The sequence below is a fragment of the Streptomyces sp. NBC_00539 genome, from assembly GCF_036346105.1.
GTDB lineage: Bacteria > Actinomycetota > Actinomycetes > Streptomycetales > Streptomycetaceae > Streptomyces.
In genome coordinates this window covers 6,762,738-6,778,887 of sequence record NZ_CP107811.1, presented here as the reverse complement: position 1 = coordinate 6,778,887, position 16,150 = coordinate 6,762,738, and the positions used below count along the sequence as shown (strand labels likewise).

Genomic DNA, 16,150 nt, shown 5'->3' with positions numbered 1-16,150 from the left:
GAACCGGGCCATGTGCATGCGACGCACCACCGCCTTCGTTCCCCCGGCCCGGTACGACGTGATCCCGGTGTCTCGCGATGCCCGGTGCCGGCTGCGCGGCCGCCACCGTATGCCCGTGACTCTGTCCTAGTTCCCGCCCCTCCCTCCGCACCCCGCTGCCGGCTCACGCCGGCCTGGCCGGGCGAGGCGGGGCCGTGTGCCGTGTGCAGTTCCGGGAATCGCGCTGCCTGTTCCCTCATCATTCGAAAGGCCCCGGGCCATGCGCAGCAACCGGCGACCCCTCGCCACCCATTACCCCGCCACCGTCCGCAATCTGGGCATCCTCGCCCACGTCGACGCGGGCAAGACCACCGTCACCGAACGCATCCTGTTCGCGACCGGCGCCATCCACAAACGCGGCGAGGTACACGACGGAACGACCGTCACCGACTTCGACGCCCAGGAACGCGATCGCGGCATCACCATCTTCGCCGCGGCCGTGAGCTGCAGTTGGGGCGGCCACCGCGTCAACCTGATCGACACCCCGGGCCACGTCGACTTCGCCGACGAGGTCGAGCGGTCCCTGCGCGTCCTCGACGGCGCCGTCGCGGTGTTCGACGCCGTCGCCGGAGTCGAGCCGCAGAGCGAGTCGGTGTGGCGGCAGGCCGACCGGCACGGGGTGCCGCGGATCGCGTTCGTCAACAAGCTCGACCGGGCGGGCGCCGACCTCGACTCGGCCGTCGCCTCCCTCCGCGAACGGCTGGACGTCATACCGCTGGTGGTCCAGTTGCCCATCGGCCGGGAGGACGGATTCACCGGGGTCGTCGACCTGCTGGAGATGCGCGCGCTGCACTGGCATACGGACGGTCACGCGGACGGGCGCGCGGGCACGGACGGCACGTACGAGAGCGGACCGGTGCCCGAAGAACTGCGGGAGGAGGCCCAGCGGCGCCGCCGGCTCCTCGAGGAGACGGTCGCCGCTCTGCACGCGGACGCCCTGGAGGAGTTCTGCGCGGCTTCGGCGCTGAGCGGGCCGACCCTGGCCCGCGCACTGCGCGAGCTGACGCTCGCCGGGGAGGGCGTCGTCGTGCTGTGCGGGTCGGCCTACCGCAACCGCGGGATCGAGCCGCTGCTGGACGCGGTACTCGCGTACCTGCCGTCGCCCGCCGACATGCCGCCGGTAAGGGGCACGACCGGTGCGGCGGGCGGTCCGGCCGAGGAGCGCTCCCCCGATCCGACCGGGCCGTTCGCGGCACTGGCCTTCAAGGTGACGGCGACGCCGACCGGACGGCTCACCTACGTACGGGTCTACTCGGGCACGCTGCGCAAGGGCCAGTCCGTACTGGACGCCGCTACGGGGCGTACGGAGCGGATCGGCCGGATCCTGCGGGTCCAGGCCGACCGGCACGAGGAACGGGAGGAGGCGGTGGCGGGCGACATCGTCGCCGTGATCGGGCTGAAGGCCGCCCGGGCCGGCACGACCCTGTCGGCGCCGGGGGCTCCACTGGTCCTCGAACCGCCATCGGTCGCCGAACCGGTGGTGTCGGTGGCGGTCGAGGCGGCCCGCACCGGCGACACCGGGCGGCTCTCGGCGGCCTTGGCACACCTCGTGGAGGAGGACCCCTCGCTGAGGGTGCGCCTTGATCCGGAGACCGGCCAGACCGTGCTGTCGGGGATGGGTGAACTCCACCTGGAGGTGGCCGTGGAGAAGATCCGTCGCGGTCACGGCCTGGAGGTCGTCGTCGGGCGCCCGCAGGTCTCCTACCGGGAGACCGTCGTACGCGGCGTCACCGGCTTCGTCTACCGGCACGTCAAACAAGACGGCGGTGCGGGCCAGTTCGCGCACGTCGTCATCGACGTCGAGCCGCTGGACGAGGCCGAGGGCTTCTCGTTCGGGTCCACGGTCGTCGGTGGCCGGGTGCCGCAGGAGTACGCGCGGGCAGTCGAAGCCGGCTGCCGGGACGCCCTCGCCGAAGGACCGCTCGGCGGGTACCCGGTGACGGGGCTGCGGGTCACGCTCACCGACGGGGCCACCCACTCCAAGGACTCCTCGGAGCCGGCGTTCCGTGCGGCGGGCCGGTTCGCCCTGCGCGAGGCACTGGCCGCGAGCACCGTCGAACTGCTGGAACCCGTGGTGGAGGTCACCGTGACCGTGCCCGAGGACGGTGTCGGCGCGGTGCTCGGTGACCTCGCGGCCCGGCGCGGCCGGATCTCGGGCTCCACGTCCGGGCCGGGGACGGCGCTGGTCACGGCGGTCGTGCCGCTGGCCGAGCTGTTCGGCTACGCGACCCGGCTGCGCGGGCGGACCCGGGGCCGCGGCACCTTCACCACCCGGCCCGCGGCCCTCGCACCGGTTCCGCCTTCGGTCGCCGCCGCGGTGCTGACCCGCTAGCCGGAGGCTCCCGCTCCGCCCCGTGACGCCGGGGCGGAGCGGGACGCGGACCGGCCTCCGTGGCCGGATCGAGGGCTCGTGGGGCGGGACGCGTGCGGCCATGATGGCCCGATGGACAGACGGGTGGACTTACGACCGGCCGAACGCGAAGCGCCGCCGGAGCGCTGTGGCCGCCCCGGCGTCCCCGGCATCCCCGATGTCCCCGGCGTCCCCGGGTCATCGGGCCATTCCGGGCTCCCCGGCATTTCCGGGGAGGCGCCCGGTGAGGCGTACGCCGTGTCGGCCGAGTTCTACGACCTGTTGCACGCCCGCGCCTACCACCGGCACGCACTCGCCCTCGCCGCTCCGGCAGCCGCCGCGCGGCTCGGGATCGTCGAGGTCGGCGCGGGGACGGGCCTGGTCACCGGGGTGCTGATCGGCGCTTCGCACGTACCCGTCCACGCGGTGGAACCCTCGCCCGCGATGCGGACCGTGCTGCTGTCCCGGCTGCACCCCCCGGTGGGCGGTTCCGCGGGGGAACGGGTGACGGTGCACGCCTGCTCCGCCCTCGACCTGTCGCTGGACGGGCCCGCCGACCTGGCCGTCTGCCTGCGGTTGGTGCCCTGTCTGCCGCCCGTAGAGCGCCGCGCGCTGTGGCGGGTGCTGGCGGGACTGCTGGTGCCGGGCGGCCTGCTGTTCCTGGACCGGCCGCCGTCGGGCGTTCCCGCGCAGCCGGTGCGGCGCGGGCTGGGGCAGGTCCGGCTGGGCATGGACACCTACCACGGGCTGCTCACCCAGTGCGCCGAGGACGGCCGCATCCGCTACGACTACTCCTACCTGGTGTGCCGTCAGGGGCGGGTCCTGCGCCACGCCCGGGAGTCCTTCCTCCTGTGGCCGCTGCCGAGGCGGGAGCTGGGCCGGGAACTCGCCGCGGCCGGCCTCGTACTGGAGGACGACCTGACGCCGGACGTGCTGCGGGCCCGCCGAGGTGTCTGACGGTGCGTGCCCCGGTACGGCCCGCTCCGCTGCCGCTGCCACATTCCGGCGCCGGGACACCGGGCGTTCGCGAGCGCGTCGGTCCCCTGCCAGTTTGCAGAGTAATACGGCTGTGACCTGCTGCTGTTCAGTTGGGCCGCGTTGATCACTAGGGTTCCTGGGTGACTGACAACAGCGAGATACCCACGGGTCGGAGCGGCCCGGACCCGGACGAGTGGGATGACTTCGTCCGGCGGTTCGAAGCAGACCGGGCCGGGCTGGGCACGGGAGGCTCAGGTCAGCAGCCCGCGCCCCGGACGCGGCGCGTGTGGCCGCGGAACCTGGCGCTGGCACTGCTGGCGGCGGGGGCCGCCTTCGCCGTGCTGAAGTACACCGGGGTTGCACCGGGCAACGGAACCGCCGCCCCCGCTCCGGCCGCGCCCACACCTGCCGGGGCCACGTCCGCCGCGTCGGCGACTGCGCCGCCGTCGACCGCGCCGCCGTCGGCCGTATCGCCGCGGAGCACGACGGCCGCGACCGCCGGCGCGCGGGCCGTGATGCCGCTCGTCGAATTGTTCCCTGAGCAGGTCAAGGGTCCTTCCGGGGCCGCCTTCACCCGGCTGGGCTCGCGCCTGATGGACTCCTGCACGGAGCCCGGCGGGGTCGGACGCCGGCTGGCCGCCATGATCGAGGAAAGCGCCGGCTGCGTCGGCGAGCAGATCGCCCTCTACAAGGACGACCGGAACAACCAGTACAACATGGCCGTTTTCACGATGAAGGACCCGCAGGACACTCTGAGGTTGGTGACCGAGCTGTCGATGGCCTTCGACGACTACCAGGTCGCTGTTCAGGCTCCGCCTCCCGGATCGGGTCTGCCGGCTCTGCCCGCGGACAGCGGGCTGGTCCAGGCCTTCACCGGGCACGGCCGGGTCATGGTGGTCGCCATGGGCCAGTGGTCCGACGGCCGGACCGCCGACTTCCAGCAGCTGGTGAACCGGATGACCCCGCTCCAGGACGCGGTCTCGGGGAAGGTCGGCGCGCACGAGGGCACCGGCTGAGACCGGGCGAGAGGACCGTTCAGTCGACGGGCCAGGTGTGGACCGGGGCGTTCATGTGCATGAAGTCCATGTACTGGCACGTCATCCGACGCAACGACTCGTGGCGGCGCAGGTTGTCGTCGAGGTGGTGGAACATCTCCGACTGCCAGGTGGCGCCGTTGCGCCCGGACACGCAGCGCTGTTCGATCACGCCCAGCAGTTGTTCGCGCCACACGTCGTCCATGCCCGTGGCTTCCAGGCCCCGGTGCGCAAGCGGCAGCAGCCGGCGCAGGACGAGTTCGGCGGCCGGGACCTCGCCCATGCCCGGCCAGTAGAGCGAGGCGTCTATGCCGTGCCGGGCGGCGAGGTGCAGGTTCTCCTCCGCGGCGGAGAAGGACATGCGGGACCACACCGGGCGCTCCTCTTCGACCAGCGCCCGAGTCAGGCCGAAGTAGAAGGCGCCGTTGGCGAGGATGTCGGCCACGGTCGGGCCGGCCGGCAGCACCCGGTTCTCCACGCGCAGGTGCGGTTTGCCGTGGGCGACGGCGTAAACGGGCCGGTTCCACCGGTAGATGGTTCCGTTGTGCAGGCTCAGTTCTGCCAGCTCGGGCACGTTCCCCGCTTCGAGGGTGGCGTGCGGGTCCTCGTCCTCGCAGAGGGGCAGCAGCGCGGGGAAGTAGCGCTGGTTCTCCTCGAAGAGGTCGAACACGCTGGTGATCCAGCGCTCCCCGAACCACACCCTGGGCCGTACGCCCTGCACCTTGATCTCCTCGGGACGGGTGTCGGTGGCCTGCTCGAACAGCGGGATACGGGTCTCGCGCCACAGCTCCTTGCCGAACAGGAAGGGCGCGTTGGCGGCGAGGGCGACCTGGATCCCGGCGATGGCCTGCGCCGCGTTCCAGTAGGGGGCGAAGTCGTCGGGGGCGACCTGGAGATGGAACTGGACGCTGGTGCAGGCCGCCTCGGGGGTGATCGTGTCGGCGTACGCCCGCAACCTTTCGACCCCGTCGATCGCGATCCGCAGGTCCTCGCCGCGGGCCGCGAACACCTGCTCATTCAGGAGTTGGTAGCGCGGGTTCTCCGAGAGGGCGTGCCCTCCCACGTCCTTCTGCTGGAGCGTCGGCAGGATGCCGATCATGACGAGGTGGGCGCCGACCGTCGCGGCCCGTTCCTCGGCGTGATTGAGCGCGTCACGGATCTCACGCTCCCAGGCGTCAGGACCGCCGTCGGCCAGCCGCCGGGGCGGAAGGTTAATCTCCAGGTTGAAGCGGCCCAGCTCTGTCGACCAGGCGGGGTCTGCGATGGCGGCGAGAACATCGCTGTTGCACATGGCCGGCTCGCCCGAGCCGTCGACCAGGTTGAGCTCGATCTCGAGGCCGACCTGGGGCCGCTCGTAATCGAAGCGGGCCTCGCGCAGCATGCGGGCGAACGCGTCGAGGCAGGACTGCGTCTTTTCCCGGTAGCGGCGCCGGTCCTCCCGGGTGAACATCAACGCCGGGACATCCCGTCCCATCGGACCTCCCGCGTCCCCCGGCGCTCGGGTCCGGGTGCTCGTGGGCGTTCTCCCTCCAGCGTCGCACGCCGCAGGCGGCAGCGCCCGCGGCGGCGGGAATGAGGCTGGGGTGACGTGATCAAAAATGCTCCGGGTGCGTCGATGGTGCCAGATATGCGCGGTAACCGGGCTGGTCCGGCAGGTCGGGCAGCGGGTGGGGGCGCCAGTTGCGGGCCCAATGCGGCGGTGGAAGGTCTCCTGACACAAGCACTGCCGTCGGCCGGGTCCGCGCCAGGGAGATGAGCCCGTCGGCGGTGATGCTGCCGTCGTGGCCCCCGTACACCTGACGGGCAGCGCATCCGGTGGCGAACGCGGCACGGACCGCCTCTGCGCCGCTGAGGATGCATGGCGGGCGCACGCCCAAGCGGCGTAGTTCGCCGGCGACTGCGGTGAATGCCACCCGGTCGGCGCGGCTGCGGGCCGCTGCACCACCAGCGATCGTGAACTGCAGCGCCAGATGGGCGGCCAGGGCGGCGCAGAGCGCGCTCAGGGCGAGCGGGCGGGTTCGGCACGCGGCGATCAGTTGTGTCAGGCACAGGGCGACCGGGATGGCGAGCAGCGCGTATGCGGGCAGCAGGAAGCGGGGAGCCGCATATCCGATCATCAGGAGGTACGGCAGGGCGAGGAACAGCGCGACCGCAGTGGGTACGGCGACCAGCTGCACCCTTCCCTTGCGGTAGGCCGCGAAGAGCGCGCCCGCGGTCAGCGGTGGCACGGCGAACCACCACAGGGCCGGGTAAGGCCGGGACAACGGCCCATCGCACGGACGACACAGGGTCCGGCCGCCAAGCGAGCGCATCTGGTCGGCGAACGCCGGGTTCCAGCCCAGACCGCCTTGGATCTCACTCGCCCTTCGGAGCCTGGGCAGGAGGCCGCCATAGCGAAGGTGGGCCTCGATTGCCCATTCCGCGCCGCCCACGACGAGGCCGGCAACCAGGACCGCCGCGAGGGCGGCCCGCCGCCAAGGCGGAACGGCCAACGCGGCGCAGAGCAGAGGTATGACCAGCCACACCGCGTCATCGGGACGCATGAGTGCGGCGAATGCCACCCCCGAGGCGACGCCGGCCAGCGCGAGGCGGTCCTCGGATTGCGGGCGGCCCGCAGGAAGCACCCGACGGTGAAGAGCGCCCCGAAGGCTACCCAGAGGTTCGGCATGGCCTGGGGACCGTAGAAGACGGTGATCCACAGCCCCGCGAACAGGCCGCCCGCCAGAGCGAGCACGGGGGTGGGAAACAGCCGCCTCCACACCCACAGGGAGAGCAGGAGTCCCGCTGCCGCCAGAACCGCCAGGTAGACCCGTAGTACCGGCACGGAGGAGGTGACCGCGGCGACCGGGGCGACCAAGTAGGTGATTCCGCGGGCGCGTGGGGCGCTGAAGAACGCGGCCGGAGAGGCATGGGACACCTGGCTGACGTACACCGTCTCGTCCCACCCCAGGCCGGTCCCCGGTACGACGAGGAAAAGCTGGACGACGGCGTACCCGGCGGCGACGGCCCCCAGCCGCATCAGGTCGCCTGAGCGGCCCCGGACCGTGACAGAGGTGGCCCGGACTTCGGCGGACCCGGCACCGCGGCTGCCTTCTGGGGCATCGGCGTACCTCCGGGGCGAAGGGGCGTGGGCGCACCACGCTGCCCGGCCGAGGACGACCACGCCATTTCGGGCGGCAGTCGGCCGAATCGACGGGTGCGCCGTGGCCACGGCGCACCGTCAGGAACCGGGTAGTCCGCCGCAGCGCCGGAGATGCTCACTTGTCGCAGTGCTCGGCTGGTTCTTGCCGGGCCGGCGCGACGGCGACATCGCCGCCACCCACCCGCCTCTCGCCCCTGTCGTGTTCGGGCGCCCGGAGCCCGTCCGGGTCGCGCAACCACTGTTGCCCGCCGTTGTCGAAGAACCCGCCCGGATCGGTGACCCGCCCTGCGCGGTGCCGAAGCGCAGCAGGAAGTCGTCGATGGTCCGCCGTGGGGCCGAGTGCCGGCGCCTTGGAGGACGCGACTCGTGATGACCTCGGGGTCGTGGTCGCGGTAGTCCTTCGCCGTGACGGTCCACAGGATCTGTGCGAGGCCGAGGGAGCGGCAGACCTCGGCGACACGCGAGTTGGTCAGTCCCTGAGGCGGGCGCATCAAGGTGGGCGTGCGGCCGGTGAGTTCCTTGACTCGTTCTTGGAGAAGGACGAGCTCGTGGCGGATCTCTTCTGCGGAGGCTTCAGTCAGGTGTTTGTGTGTCCAGGTGTGGTTGGCCAGTTCATGCCCCTCGGAGGCCTCTCGTCGTACGAGTGCCGGACGGGCCAGAGTGTTCTTTCCCAGGAGGAAGAACGTCGCGTTGACGCCCTTCGCCCTGAGGACGTCCAGCAGGCGCGCCGTGTCGGGGCCCGGGCCCGCATCGAACGTCAGGGCGACGCAGTGGATCCTGCGACAGTCGACGGGTACCGGCCGTACGGAAGCCGGTGATGGCGTCGCGCTCCGGACCGGCCGTGAAGCGCCGGCGGAGGCAGGAGAGGTCTTGGCGCTGGGAACCGGACCCGGCTGCGCGGAGCCACAGGCGCCCATGGCAAAGGCCGCGGCGAGGCCGGTCAACGACCGTAGGAGATGGCGGGAAGCCCTCACAGGGCCGACAGTAGCAAGGCTACGGGCCCGGTCCGGGGTCAAGAGAACTGCCTCCCCAGGAAGTCCAGCATCGGCTCCGCCGCGACGCTCCAGTAGGACCAGCCGTGGACGCCCGGCTGGAGGACTGCCTCGGGGGTCACTCCGCGGGCCGCGAAGGCGGTGCGCAGGTCTCCGGTTCCCGGCAGGAAGTTGGTGTCTTCGGTCCCGCAACCGAGGTACCAGCGAGTGTGCCGGAGCCGCGCGGGCGCGGTGCGCCGGATGACGGCGGCCAGGTTGTAGTTCATGAAGCGGTCCGTCAGCCGGGCGGATCCGGCCCGGTCTCTGCCGAAGGCATGGCCGAAGAAGCGGTTCCACTCCTTCATCGGCATGGCGCGGTAGCCCTCGTCGGTGAAGTGTGCCGTGCTCAGCCCGGCGGCGGCGCTGAACAGACCCGGGTACCGCAGGGCGTACCACAGGGCGCCGTAGCCCCCTATGGAGAGCCCGGCCACGGACCTGTTCTCCGCCCGGCCTCCCAGCCCGTGGGCCTTTTCGACGGTCGGGACGAACTCCTCGATGAACATGTCCTCGTAGCGCAGGACGCCGGGGCCGGATCCGGCGTCGTTGATGTAGAACGTCTCGTCCTGGCCTCCCCCGGGCTCGCCCGGGTCGCGCCGGGCATCGGGCATGACGAGGGCGCACGCCGGGATCCGGCCCGCCGCGATGGCCCGTTCCAGGGTCGCCACGATGCCGCCCTTGGAGACCCAGTCGGTGTGCTTACCGCTCACTCCGTGCAGCAGGAACACGACCGGGAGCCCGCCGTCCTGCCCACCGCGCCTAAGCACGGAGCTCACCGCCGCGGGCAGGTAGAGGCTGTACGGGACGTTCCGGCCGAGTAGCCGGCTGTGCGCGGTCAGGTCGGTGCGCAGCGAACCGGTCCCGGAGGCGGACGCTGCGGGCTGGGTGGAGGACGGCTCCGGGACCGGCTCCCCGGGGCGGCCCCGGAGCAGGAAGGCCGCGGCTACGGCCGCGAGCGATCCGCCGGTCCCGGCGGTGAGCAGGGAGCGGCGCGTGGGAAATTTGACCATGGTTCCCTCACCGTCGGCAGCGTTCGTTCGTCCCGCCGTCCCCGGCCGGTGCCCGGCGGTCCGAATGCGGCGAAACCCACGCCCTGCGCCGGGTGTGCGAAGCGCCGATGCTCGTAGCCGCTCCCGGGCGAGGGAGCGGCGGGGCCCTTCCCTCACGCGGCCGGGCGTTCACGGGACGGGACCCATGACACGCACGGCACCCGCATCGGGACAAGCAGCCACGCCGCCCCGTCCGCCGAGGTCACCGCGCAGGGGGCTCACGGCTACGGACGTCGGCGCAACCAGGTCGCCTGTCGCCCGCGACGCGCTGTCGGCGCACTTGTGCTTCCCCAGGGGGTCCGCCGTCACCACCTGGTTGCGGAGGTGACCTGGGCCGGCCACCGCGTGCGGGCCGGGGAGGAGGCCCGCGGCGTCCGGTACCTTCCGCCGGTCGCCTGCGGTCAGGACGCGCTGCCCGCGGCCTTGGTGCCGATGTGGTGCCCGAGCTCCCGGTAGGCGTCGAACTGGGCATGGTCGAACCACTGGTCGAAGGTGGCCTGGTGGGGAAAGGCCTTCTCCCTGAGGGCGTAACTGAGCAGTTCGTACGGCATGTCGGGGGTCAGACTGGCCTTCGCGAAGATGATCGTCCCCATTGTGTCGGCCGGCGTGCCGGGCGAGAACTCGACCGGCTCGGGATACTCGATCGTGCCGCGCACCACGCTGGTGGCGGAGAACCGGGCGTTCAGCGCGGCCATCGGCGTCTCGGGCTGGAGCGGTTCGGCGCTGCCGGGTACCAGGTCCAGCAGGTTCTGCCCCGCGACCTCGAAGGTGATCTTCACTCCGAGGTCTTCGTAGGCGAGCGTGACCGCCTGCGCGAGGGTGGTGGCCAGTGGCGGCGAATCCCCTGAGGAGTCGATGACGTAGATCGTCCGGCAGCGGAGCCGGAGCATCTCGACCAGACCGAGATTGTCGAAGTGCCCGCCGTCCGTGCACAGCAGCAAGGGAGTCGTATCCGAGTACCAGCCCACCAGTTCCTGCAGTTGGTAGCGCAGCCGCCGTACCCGTGGCAGCCGCGGCATGAGCCGGCAGGGCCCGTACTTCGCCAGTTCCGCGAGGTACAGCGGGTTGGGGATCCAGGTGCCCAGCCGCACGTTGGACAGGGCGAGCAGCCGCTCCATGAACATCGTCTGAGTGCCCATCGCGGAGGCGAAGGCCGCTCCTGACACGGCGACGGCGGACTGTACGGTCAGGTCGCGTCCGATCAGGGCGGGCGCCGTGTTCTGCAGGGTCTCGGTGCGGACCCAGCCCGTGTCGGGGCCACCGCAGTAGTCGGAGGCGAAGGTGAAGGGCACGGCGGGGCGCCCGGGGGCGGTGCGATTGCGCAGCGAGATGGCGGCCGAGGCGGCGAAGATGACCCGGGGAAAGCCCTGCACCCGCTCCGCGTAGGGGTCCAGCGGGGTCGGCTCGTGGTTGTAATCGTACGGAAGCGCGCCCACCGAGCCGTCCTTCAACACCGCGCGCCGCACGGAGAAGGCACCCGCCAGACGTTGTCGGTAGAAGGGGTGCAGGCTGAAGGTGGTCTGGTCGATCACGAACGACAGCACGAACAGGGCGATCGGGATCCCGGCCTTCCACCAGGTGTCCCAGCTACCGGCGTAAACGGCGACCCAGGACATGAGGGCGAGGTAGAAGAACACGACCAGGAGCAGCACCAGCCAGCACACCAGCATCTTCACCCAGCCGGTGCCGACCTGAACCACGAGGGACGGACCGCCCTTGCCGAACATGCCCGCCTTTTCCCCGTCCGGCTGCAACTCCTTCACCGTCTTGTGGACGACGGTGAACCAGGTGCCGACCGCAGTCGCCGCCGCCGTGAGCGCGGCGAGCAGCGACAGCCCCCTGCCGTCGTTGTAGACCACCCCCTGCTCGTGCGCGAGCCAGGCGAAGAACCAGATCACTGCCGGGAGGACGATGGAGATGAGGGCGACCGCCAGGGCCATCGCCACGATCGAGTTCACGATGCCGCGCAGCCAGGCGGGGCGGGACCTCATGTTCCGCGCCCCCACGAATGCGGCTCCCACGGACAGCAGACCTGCCAGGCCGAACAGGGCGAGAACCGGGTGCCAGGCGTGCGGATACAGCTGGAAGGACGGCAGGAACACCTCTGGTACCACGGGACACTTCGAGACGTCCGGAACTTCACACGTCGACGGGAACTCCTTCACCTGCGGCATGAAGCGGTGCAGGTCGGTCAGCGGAAGGTGCGAGTAGAACGCGTTCAGGAACTGTCCCACCACGGTGAAGACCAGCGCCAGCATGCCGAAGGAAACGGCCATGCCCCGCAGCACCGCCCCCGCGGCGTGCATCCTCTCCTTGGGCGTATCAGCCAGGTACTTGGCGTGGCGGCGGATGTGGTCCTCCTCGGGACTGCCCGGCGCGAACGCGTCGGCGGGCTCGGCAAGGCCGGGCCGCACCGAAGGGTTCCCCTCCGCGTCCTTGAGCCGGGCACCGGTCAGGGCCAATTGCAGGGCTCCGGCTGTGTACCCGCCTCCGGACACCGCCACCAGGTAGTCCGCCTTGAGCAGTTGCCCGCGCAGCGCCTGCAGCGCGCCCAGGGTGATCGAGGCCGACCGGATACCGCCGCCGGAAACGCAGAAGCCGAGCTCCGCGGGCTTTCGGTCCGGCGGCTGGTACGCACGCGTGCGCCAGCGGGTGACCGTGCTGCCGTCGGGGTCCTGAGCCGGGGCCTGGTGTGGTCGTGCCGGGTCGGGGGCGGTCCACTCGGGCAGGGGCTCCCAGTCGTGGGGCGCGGCGGGCGGAAGGATCACGTCGGGGTGGCTCCGCTGGCACTCCGTCTCGTCGGCAGGCCGATCGGTGTGGGCGACGACGGGACGGGGATGGTTCTCCCGCGCGCTTTCCATGAAGGAGGGGTCCTGCACACGACGGCAGTAGAGGGTGACGACGATCAGCGCGGCCGCTGCCACCAGCGGGATGACGAGCGCCCACTTCACTTGGGCGAAGTAGGTCGCCCACTGCAGGTCCCGCTCCAGATCACGCTCCGCGGCCGTCCGCAAGACGCCGACCCAGGGCAGTGCAGGACCGTCCGGGGCGGCCTTGATCCGGTCCAGGGCCTTCCAGAGGAAGATGTTCTCCACGCAGTCCGCCGCCAGCGCGACAGGGGTGAGAAGGAGCGCGCGCCAGGCCCACAGGCGGGTGGACTTCCGGTACAGGAGCAGATGCCCCAGCCCGAAAGCCCCGGCGAGGGCCGCGCCGTATCCGGGGATGAACCAGCGCCAGTCCAGCACGAGGCCGTCCTGGAAGAGCTTGGACCCGCCTCCGTCCTTCACGATGGCGCGGGCCGTATCCGCCGTCGCCGCGAACTGCAGCAGCAGTTCGCCGTCCGCTGAGGGTCTGGCCCGGAACGGCGGATCTGCCCCGTACCAGAGGATCATGAAGAGACCGGCGGCAAGCCCGAACAGACACAACCCCACCGCCCAGCGCGGAACGTCTCGCAGCTTCAACGGCGTCTGAGCACTCGGCATGCAGGCAAAGTAGTCACCTGAACGCGATCCGCGATCGATGCGCGCCCTACACGAGGCAGCGCAGGACCCACTCAGCGCACCCGCCTCGCCCTCATGCCCCTCGACCCCGCCGCGCCATCCGCGCGGTCCCATCCGGCGGTGGCGCGTCACACCCACCCGGAACGGATCGAGAAGCTCTCCGCCGGGCGCTTCCTGCGGCCGGCGTCGACTTCGCCGGCCGCAGAGCTCCGCCCGGTGACGGCGCGGAGGGGCGAGAACGGCCCGGAGACGTCCTAGTCGAGCGGTTCCAGTGTCATGAAGGCCTCTTGGGGATCGCCGTCGTGGACGAGTGACTCGTGAGCGCCCACGTCGTCGAAGGCGAAGCCGTACGCCTTACCGTCAGCCATCTGTTCGTGGATGATGCGGGAGTAGTGGTTGCAGAAGGCATCGCGGTAGAAGTCGGTGCCGTTCGCATCGGGCTGGTTCGGGTTCGTCAGGAGCGTCGACCGGTTGAGGCCCGCGCACAGGGTGCGGGAGATCGGACCGCGAACGGTGTCGTTGGGTGCGTCCAGGAGTTTGTAGCAGCCGAAGACGCTGTCGGAGTCCGGCTTCCGGAAGCTGGTGACCACCGCTCCCGAGCCGTTGGTGAAGTTCATGACGTCGCCCGAGACCCGACCGTAGTACTTGGTGTTCGGCTCGTTCACGAACGGTGTCACGGTGAGCGTGGAACTGCTGTACTTGCTCCAGACCCGGTTGATGTAGTCGTTCATGGCGTCGGCCGGGATTCCGCCCGCTTCGATACCGTGGCCGGGCGAGAGTGCCCGCACCGGTGTGCCGTCGGGGCGGCTCTGGATCAATCCGCCCCAGCCGGCCGAGCGCAGCCGGCCGTAGACGGCGCTGTACCCGCCCGGCTTGAGCCGACCGGTGCTCTTGACCGTGCCGTCGACCGCCTTCACGCCCACCGCGTAGGGAGCCGAGAACATGTCGACCTGGCTGCTGTTGATCCACAGTCCGGCGTCATTGAGCGTGTATTCGGACCAGTTGAACAGGATGCCCCGGTTGGGGTCCGAGGGATTCTGCACGGCAGGTTGCACCAGGCCTCCGGTGCTGACCTTGAAGACGATCTTTTGGCCGATGGAGAAGTAGACCCGTCCCGAGAACTTGGGCAGCCGGATCGTCTTGGTCTGCCCGTTGGCCGGACCCGCGATCGACGCGTCGGGCGCGGGGGTCGGCGGATTGCCCCCCGCGGGCCAGGGGTGGAACGTGCCGTTGGCGTCGGCCCAGCCCTGCTGGCCCGACGCGAGCAGGGTGCCCAGGTTGTAGAGGTAGACCGGCTCACTGCGGGCCGAGGTGTTCTTGATCGTGAACGGGATGGTCGCCGGTACGGCCTCTGCGGACGACGAGGGCCCGATGAACAGGAGACCGGCGGCTCCCACCATCGCCGAGACAGCGGATACGAGGGATCTCGTTAAGCGGAACACTCTCTTCCTCCTTGCGTGGGGGGCCCGCCAAGGTGGGGGGCGGCGGGACAGGGATGGGCGTATTGAAGCCTGAGAGCGCTCCCAGCGTCCGAATGTGTTCATCTTCTGTCAATGCCCTTGACGTGGCCGGGGGTCCCCGTTCCGAGCCATGGCCGGAAGTCGTACCGCCGGAGGCCATGGCGGAGGACTACTTACCGCCCTCGGCCGACCAGCCGCGCACAGCACCGATGCGCATCCACGACATCGGGAACAAAAAATGATAAAAGATACCTGTCAAACGCGCTTTACAAGACCTTCACCACCTCATTGGAGTACATCCTGTCAGGCATCGCGAAGCGTTACTGGACTATGACAATTACTAACTACTCAGCAGTGGTTCCGCAGCGCGCGAGAGTTGACATCCACCGCGTCCGGCTCAGAGACACAGCGGGCAAGTGGACGTGCAGGCTTCAATTCCCACGAAGAGCACAACAATGGGCCGGCAGCAGCGCGAGGTGGACCTCCAGCACCTTCCCCGTTCCGGCCGCCGGACCTTACATCACACCTCGCTCGCCAGCAGCCGTTTGGCGGGCTGAGACACGACAACGGCTCGTGGTATCCGGTGCAAGAGTCGGCGCAGTTCTTCCAGAAGGCCGGCCGTCCGGGCCCGCTTGAGGCGGTCAACCGGTTCGGCTTCGGCGAAGCAGGCGACAGGGGTGGTGACGTGGCCTGTTACCCACGACTCCGATGCCCCACCCCCCGACCACAAGTGATGAGTCGAAAGGCGGCGCCTCGTCGACGACCTTCCGCCGGGCGCCACCCGATTCGCCGGCGCCTGCGCATAAGCCATGGCCTGACGACCGTAAGCAGAGCGGCCGGATATGTGGGCCGGCCGTTCAGACCGTAAAGGAAGACCGATGTCTCCTATTCAAGTGAGCCGGCGAACCGCAAGCGCCCTCCTCGCACTACTCTGCGCCGCGCTCCTCTACCAGACCGCCCTGACCGATCCGAGCGCCCATGCGGCCATCCACCCCTTCAAGCCCCGCGTCAACTGGGATGCAATCGCCCAGTGCGAATCGGGTGGCAATTGGCACGCCAACACGGGCAATGGCCACTACGGCGGCCTGCAGTTCACCCAGTCGAGCTGGAAAGCCGCCGGGGGCCACAGATATGCCAGGCGAGCCGACCTGGCCACGAAGAAGGAGCAGATCACCACTGCCAAAAGGCTGGCGGCCATACAGGGAATGGGGGCTTGGAGCTGCGCCCGCCGGTAGGGAGCATCGAGGCAGCCGCGGCCACGAGGATGATGTCCTGTGGACATGGTCGCAGCCCTTGCCTGCATGGAGCCTGCCGGGACACCGCCTGCGGGGTCATCGCTCGGGACCGGACCGGCGGGACGCCCCGCACGAGCGGTTCAAGCGCGAGGCCGGCGTGCAGGTCCCCCGTTCCCTTCCCTGCTGCTTCCGGTGCTTCCGTCCAAGCGGCGAGCCGCCTCTGACGCGTAGAGAGACAGGGCGGACGGTAGCTCTAGGGCGATCTTCGCACCAGGCTTGTCCATCCTTCGGGCGCCCGTACCGGCGAGGATGGAACGCGGGAGCCGGGTCGAACA

General features: G+C 70.4%; 11 protein-coding genes. 5 read left to right on the top strand and 6 right to left on the bottom strand.

Annotation, left to right across the window (positions count from 1 at the left end):
- Window positions 1-259 precede the first annotated feature (259 nt).
- From fusA to OG861_RS30825, 3 genes are all read left to right on the top strand, one after another.
- On the top strand, window positions 260-2,371 hold the full coding sequence (gene fusA / locus OG861_RS30835) for an elongation factor G (RefSeq protein WP_329191886.1): 2,112 nt from the start codon (window positions 260-262) through the stop codon (window positions 2,369-2,371).
- Between the two features lie 111 nt (window positions 2,372-2,482).
- Window positions 2,483-3,346 carry a class I SAM-dependent methyltransferase gene (locus OG861_RS30830; RefSeq protein ID WP_329191887.1) on the top strand — a complete coding sequence of 288 codons (864 nt, stop codon included), beginning with the start codon at window positions 2,483-2,485 and terminating at the stop codon, window positions 3,344-3,346.
- 161 nt (window positions 3,347-3,507) lie between these two features.
- Entirely contained in the window at window positions 3,508-4,383 is an 876-nt protein-coding gene (locus OG861_RS30825; RefSeq protein ID WP_329191888.1) for a hypothetical protein, read from the top strand.
- A gap of 19 nt (window positions 4,384-4,402) precedes the next feature.
- On the opposite strand, the gene OG861_RS30820 is transcribed toward OG861_RS30825, so the two are convergent.
- Complete coding sequence (locus tag OG861_RS30820; RefSeq protein WP_329191890.1) at window positions 4,403-5,875, bottom strand: glutamate--cysteine ligase; 1,473 nt, start codon at window positions 5,873-5,875, stop codon at window positions 4,403-4,405.
- Between the two features lie 118 nt (window positions 5,876-5,993).
- Window positions 5,994-6,944: a hypothetical protein gene (locus OG861_RS30815; RefSeq protein WP_329191891.1), complete on the bottom strand. Its 951-nt coding sequence runs from the start codon at window positions 6,942-6,944 to the stop codon at window positions 5,994-5,996.
- A gap of 365 nt (window positions 6,945-7,309) precedes the next feature.
- On the opposite strand from OG861_RS30815, the gene OG861_RS30810 reads away from it, so the two are divergent.
- Entirely contained in the window at window positions 7,310-7,432 is a 123-nt protein-coding gene (locus tag OG861_RS30810; protein ID WP_329191892.1) for a hypothetical protein, read from the top strand.
- Here OG861_RS30810 and OG861_RS30805 read toward each other — a convergent pair.
- The 4 genes from OG861_RS30805 to OG861_RS30790 all read right to left on the bottom strand — a co-directional run bounded on the left by OG861_RS30805 (window position 7,420) and on the right by OG861_RS30790 (window position 14,520).
- On the bottom strand, window positions 7,420-8,460 hold the full coding sequence (locus tag OG861_RS30805) for a polysaccharide deacetylase family protein (protein ID WP_329201942.1): 1,041 nt from the start codon (window positions 8,458-8,460) through the stop codon (window positions 7,420-7,422). The genes OG861_RS30810 and OG861_RS30805 overlap by 13 nt on opposite strands.
- A 95-nt stretch (window positions 8,461-8,555) precedes the next feature.
- Window positions 8,556-9,581 (bottom strand): alpha/beta hydrolase, encoded by a 1,026-nt coding sequence (locus OG861_RS30800; RefSeq protein WP_329191894.1) that lies wholly within the window; start codon window positions 9,579-9,581, stop codon window positions 8,556-8,558.
- 440 nt (window positions 9,582-10,021) lie between these two features.
- The gene (locus OG861_RS30795) at window positions 10,022-13,102 is read right to left on the bottom strand and encodes a patatin-like phospholipase family protein (protein WP_329191896.1); all 3,081 of its coding nucleotides are present in this window, start codon (window positions 13,100-13,102) and stop codon (window positions 10,022-10,024) included.
- 272 nt (window positions 13,103-13,374) lie between these two features.
- Window positions 13,375-14,520, bottom strand: coding sequence for a glycoside hydrolase family 64 protein (locus tag OG861_RS30790; RefSeq protein WP_329191898.1), 1,146 nt, complete (start codon window positions 14,518-14,520; stop codon window positions 13,375-13,377).
- Between the two features lie 938 nt (window positions 14,521-15,458).
- Between OG861_RS30790 and OG861_RS30785 the strand changes: the two genes are divergently transcribed.
- A complete protein-coding gene (locus tag OG861_RS30785) occupies window positions 15,459-15,815 on the top strand; it encodes a transglycosylase family protein (protein ID WP_443056396.1) in 357 nt (118 codons plus the stop codon).
- Window positions 15,816-16,150: the final 335 nt, after the last annotated feature.

Coding starts and splice junctions, on each gene's coding strand:
- fusA (WP_329191886.1), top strand. CDS start 260: ATGCGCAGCAACCGGCGACCCCTCGCCACCCATTACCCCGCCACCGTC.
- OG861_RS30830 (WP_329191887.1), top strand. CDS start 2,483: ATGGACAGACGGGTGGACTTACGACCGGCCGAACGCGAAGCGCCGCCG.
- OG861_RS30820 (WP_329191890.1), bottom strand. CDS start 5,875: ATGGGACGGGATGTCCCGGCGTTGATGTTCACCCGGGAGGACCGGCGC.
- OG861_RS30815 (WP_329191891.1), bottom strand. CDS start 6,944: ATGCGTCCCGATGACGCGGTGTGGCTGGTCATACCTCTGCTCTGCGCC.
- OG861_RS30810 (WP_329191892.1), top strand. CDS start 7,310: ATGGGACACCTGGCTGACGTACACCGTCTCGTCCCACCCCAGGCCGGT.
- OG861_RS30805 (WP_329201942.1), bottom strand. CDS start 8,460: ATGGGCGCCTGTGGCTCCGCGCAGCCGGGTCCGGTTCCCAGCGCCAAG.
- OG861_RS30800 (WP_329191894.1), bottom strand. CDS start 9,581: ATGGTCAAATTTCCCACGCGCCGCTCCCTGCTCACCGCCGGGACCGGC.
- OG861_RS30795 (WP_329191896.1), bottom strand. CDS start 13,102: ATGCCGAGTGCTCAGACGCCGTTGAAGCTGCGAGACGTTCCGCGCTGG.
- OG861_RS30790 (WP_329191898.1), bottom strand. CDS start 14,520: ATGGTGGGAGCCGCCGGTCTCCTGTTCATCGGGCCCTCGTCGTCCGCA.
- OG861_RS30785 (WP_443056396.1), top strand. CDS start 15,459: ATGTCTCCTATTCAAGTGAGCCGGCGAACCGCAAGCGCCCTCCTCGCA.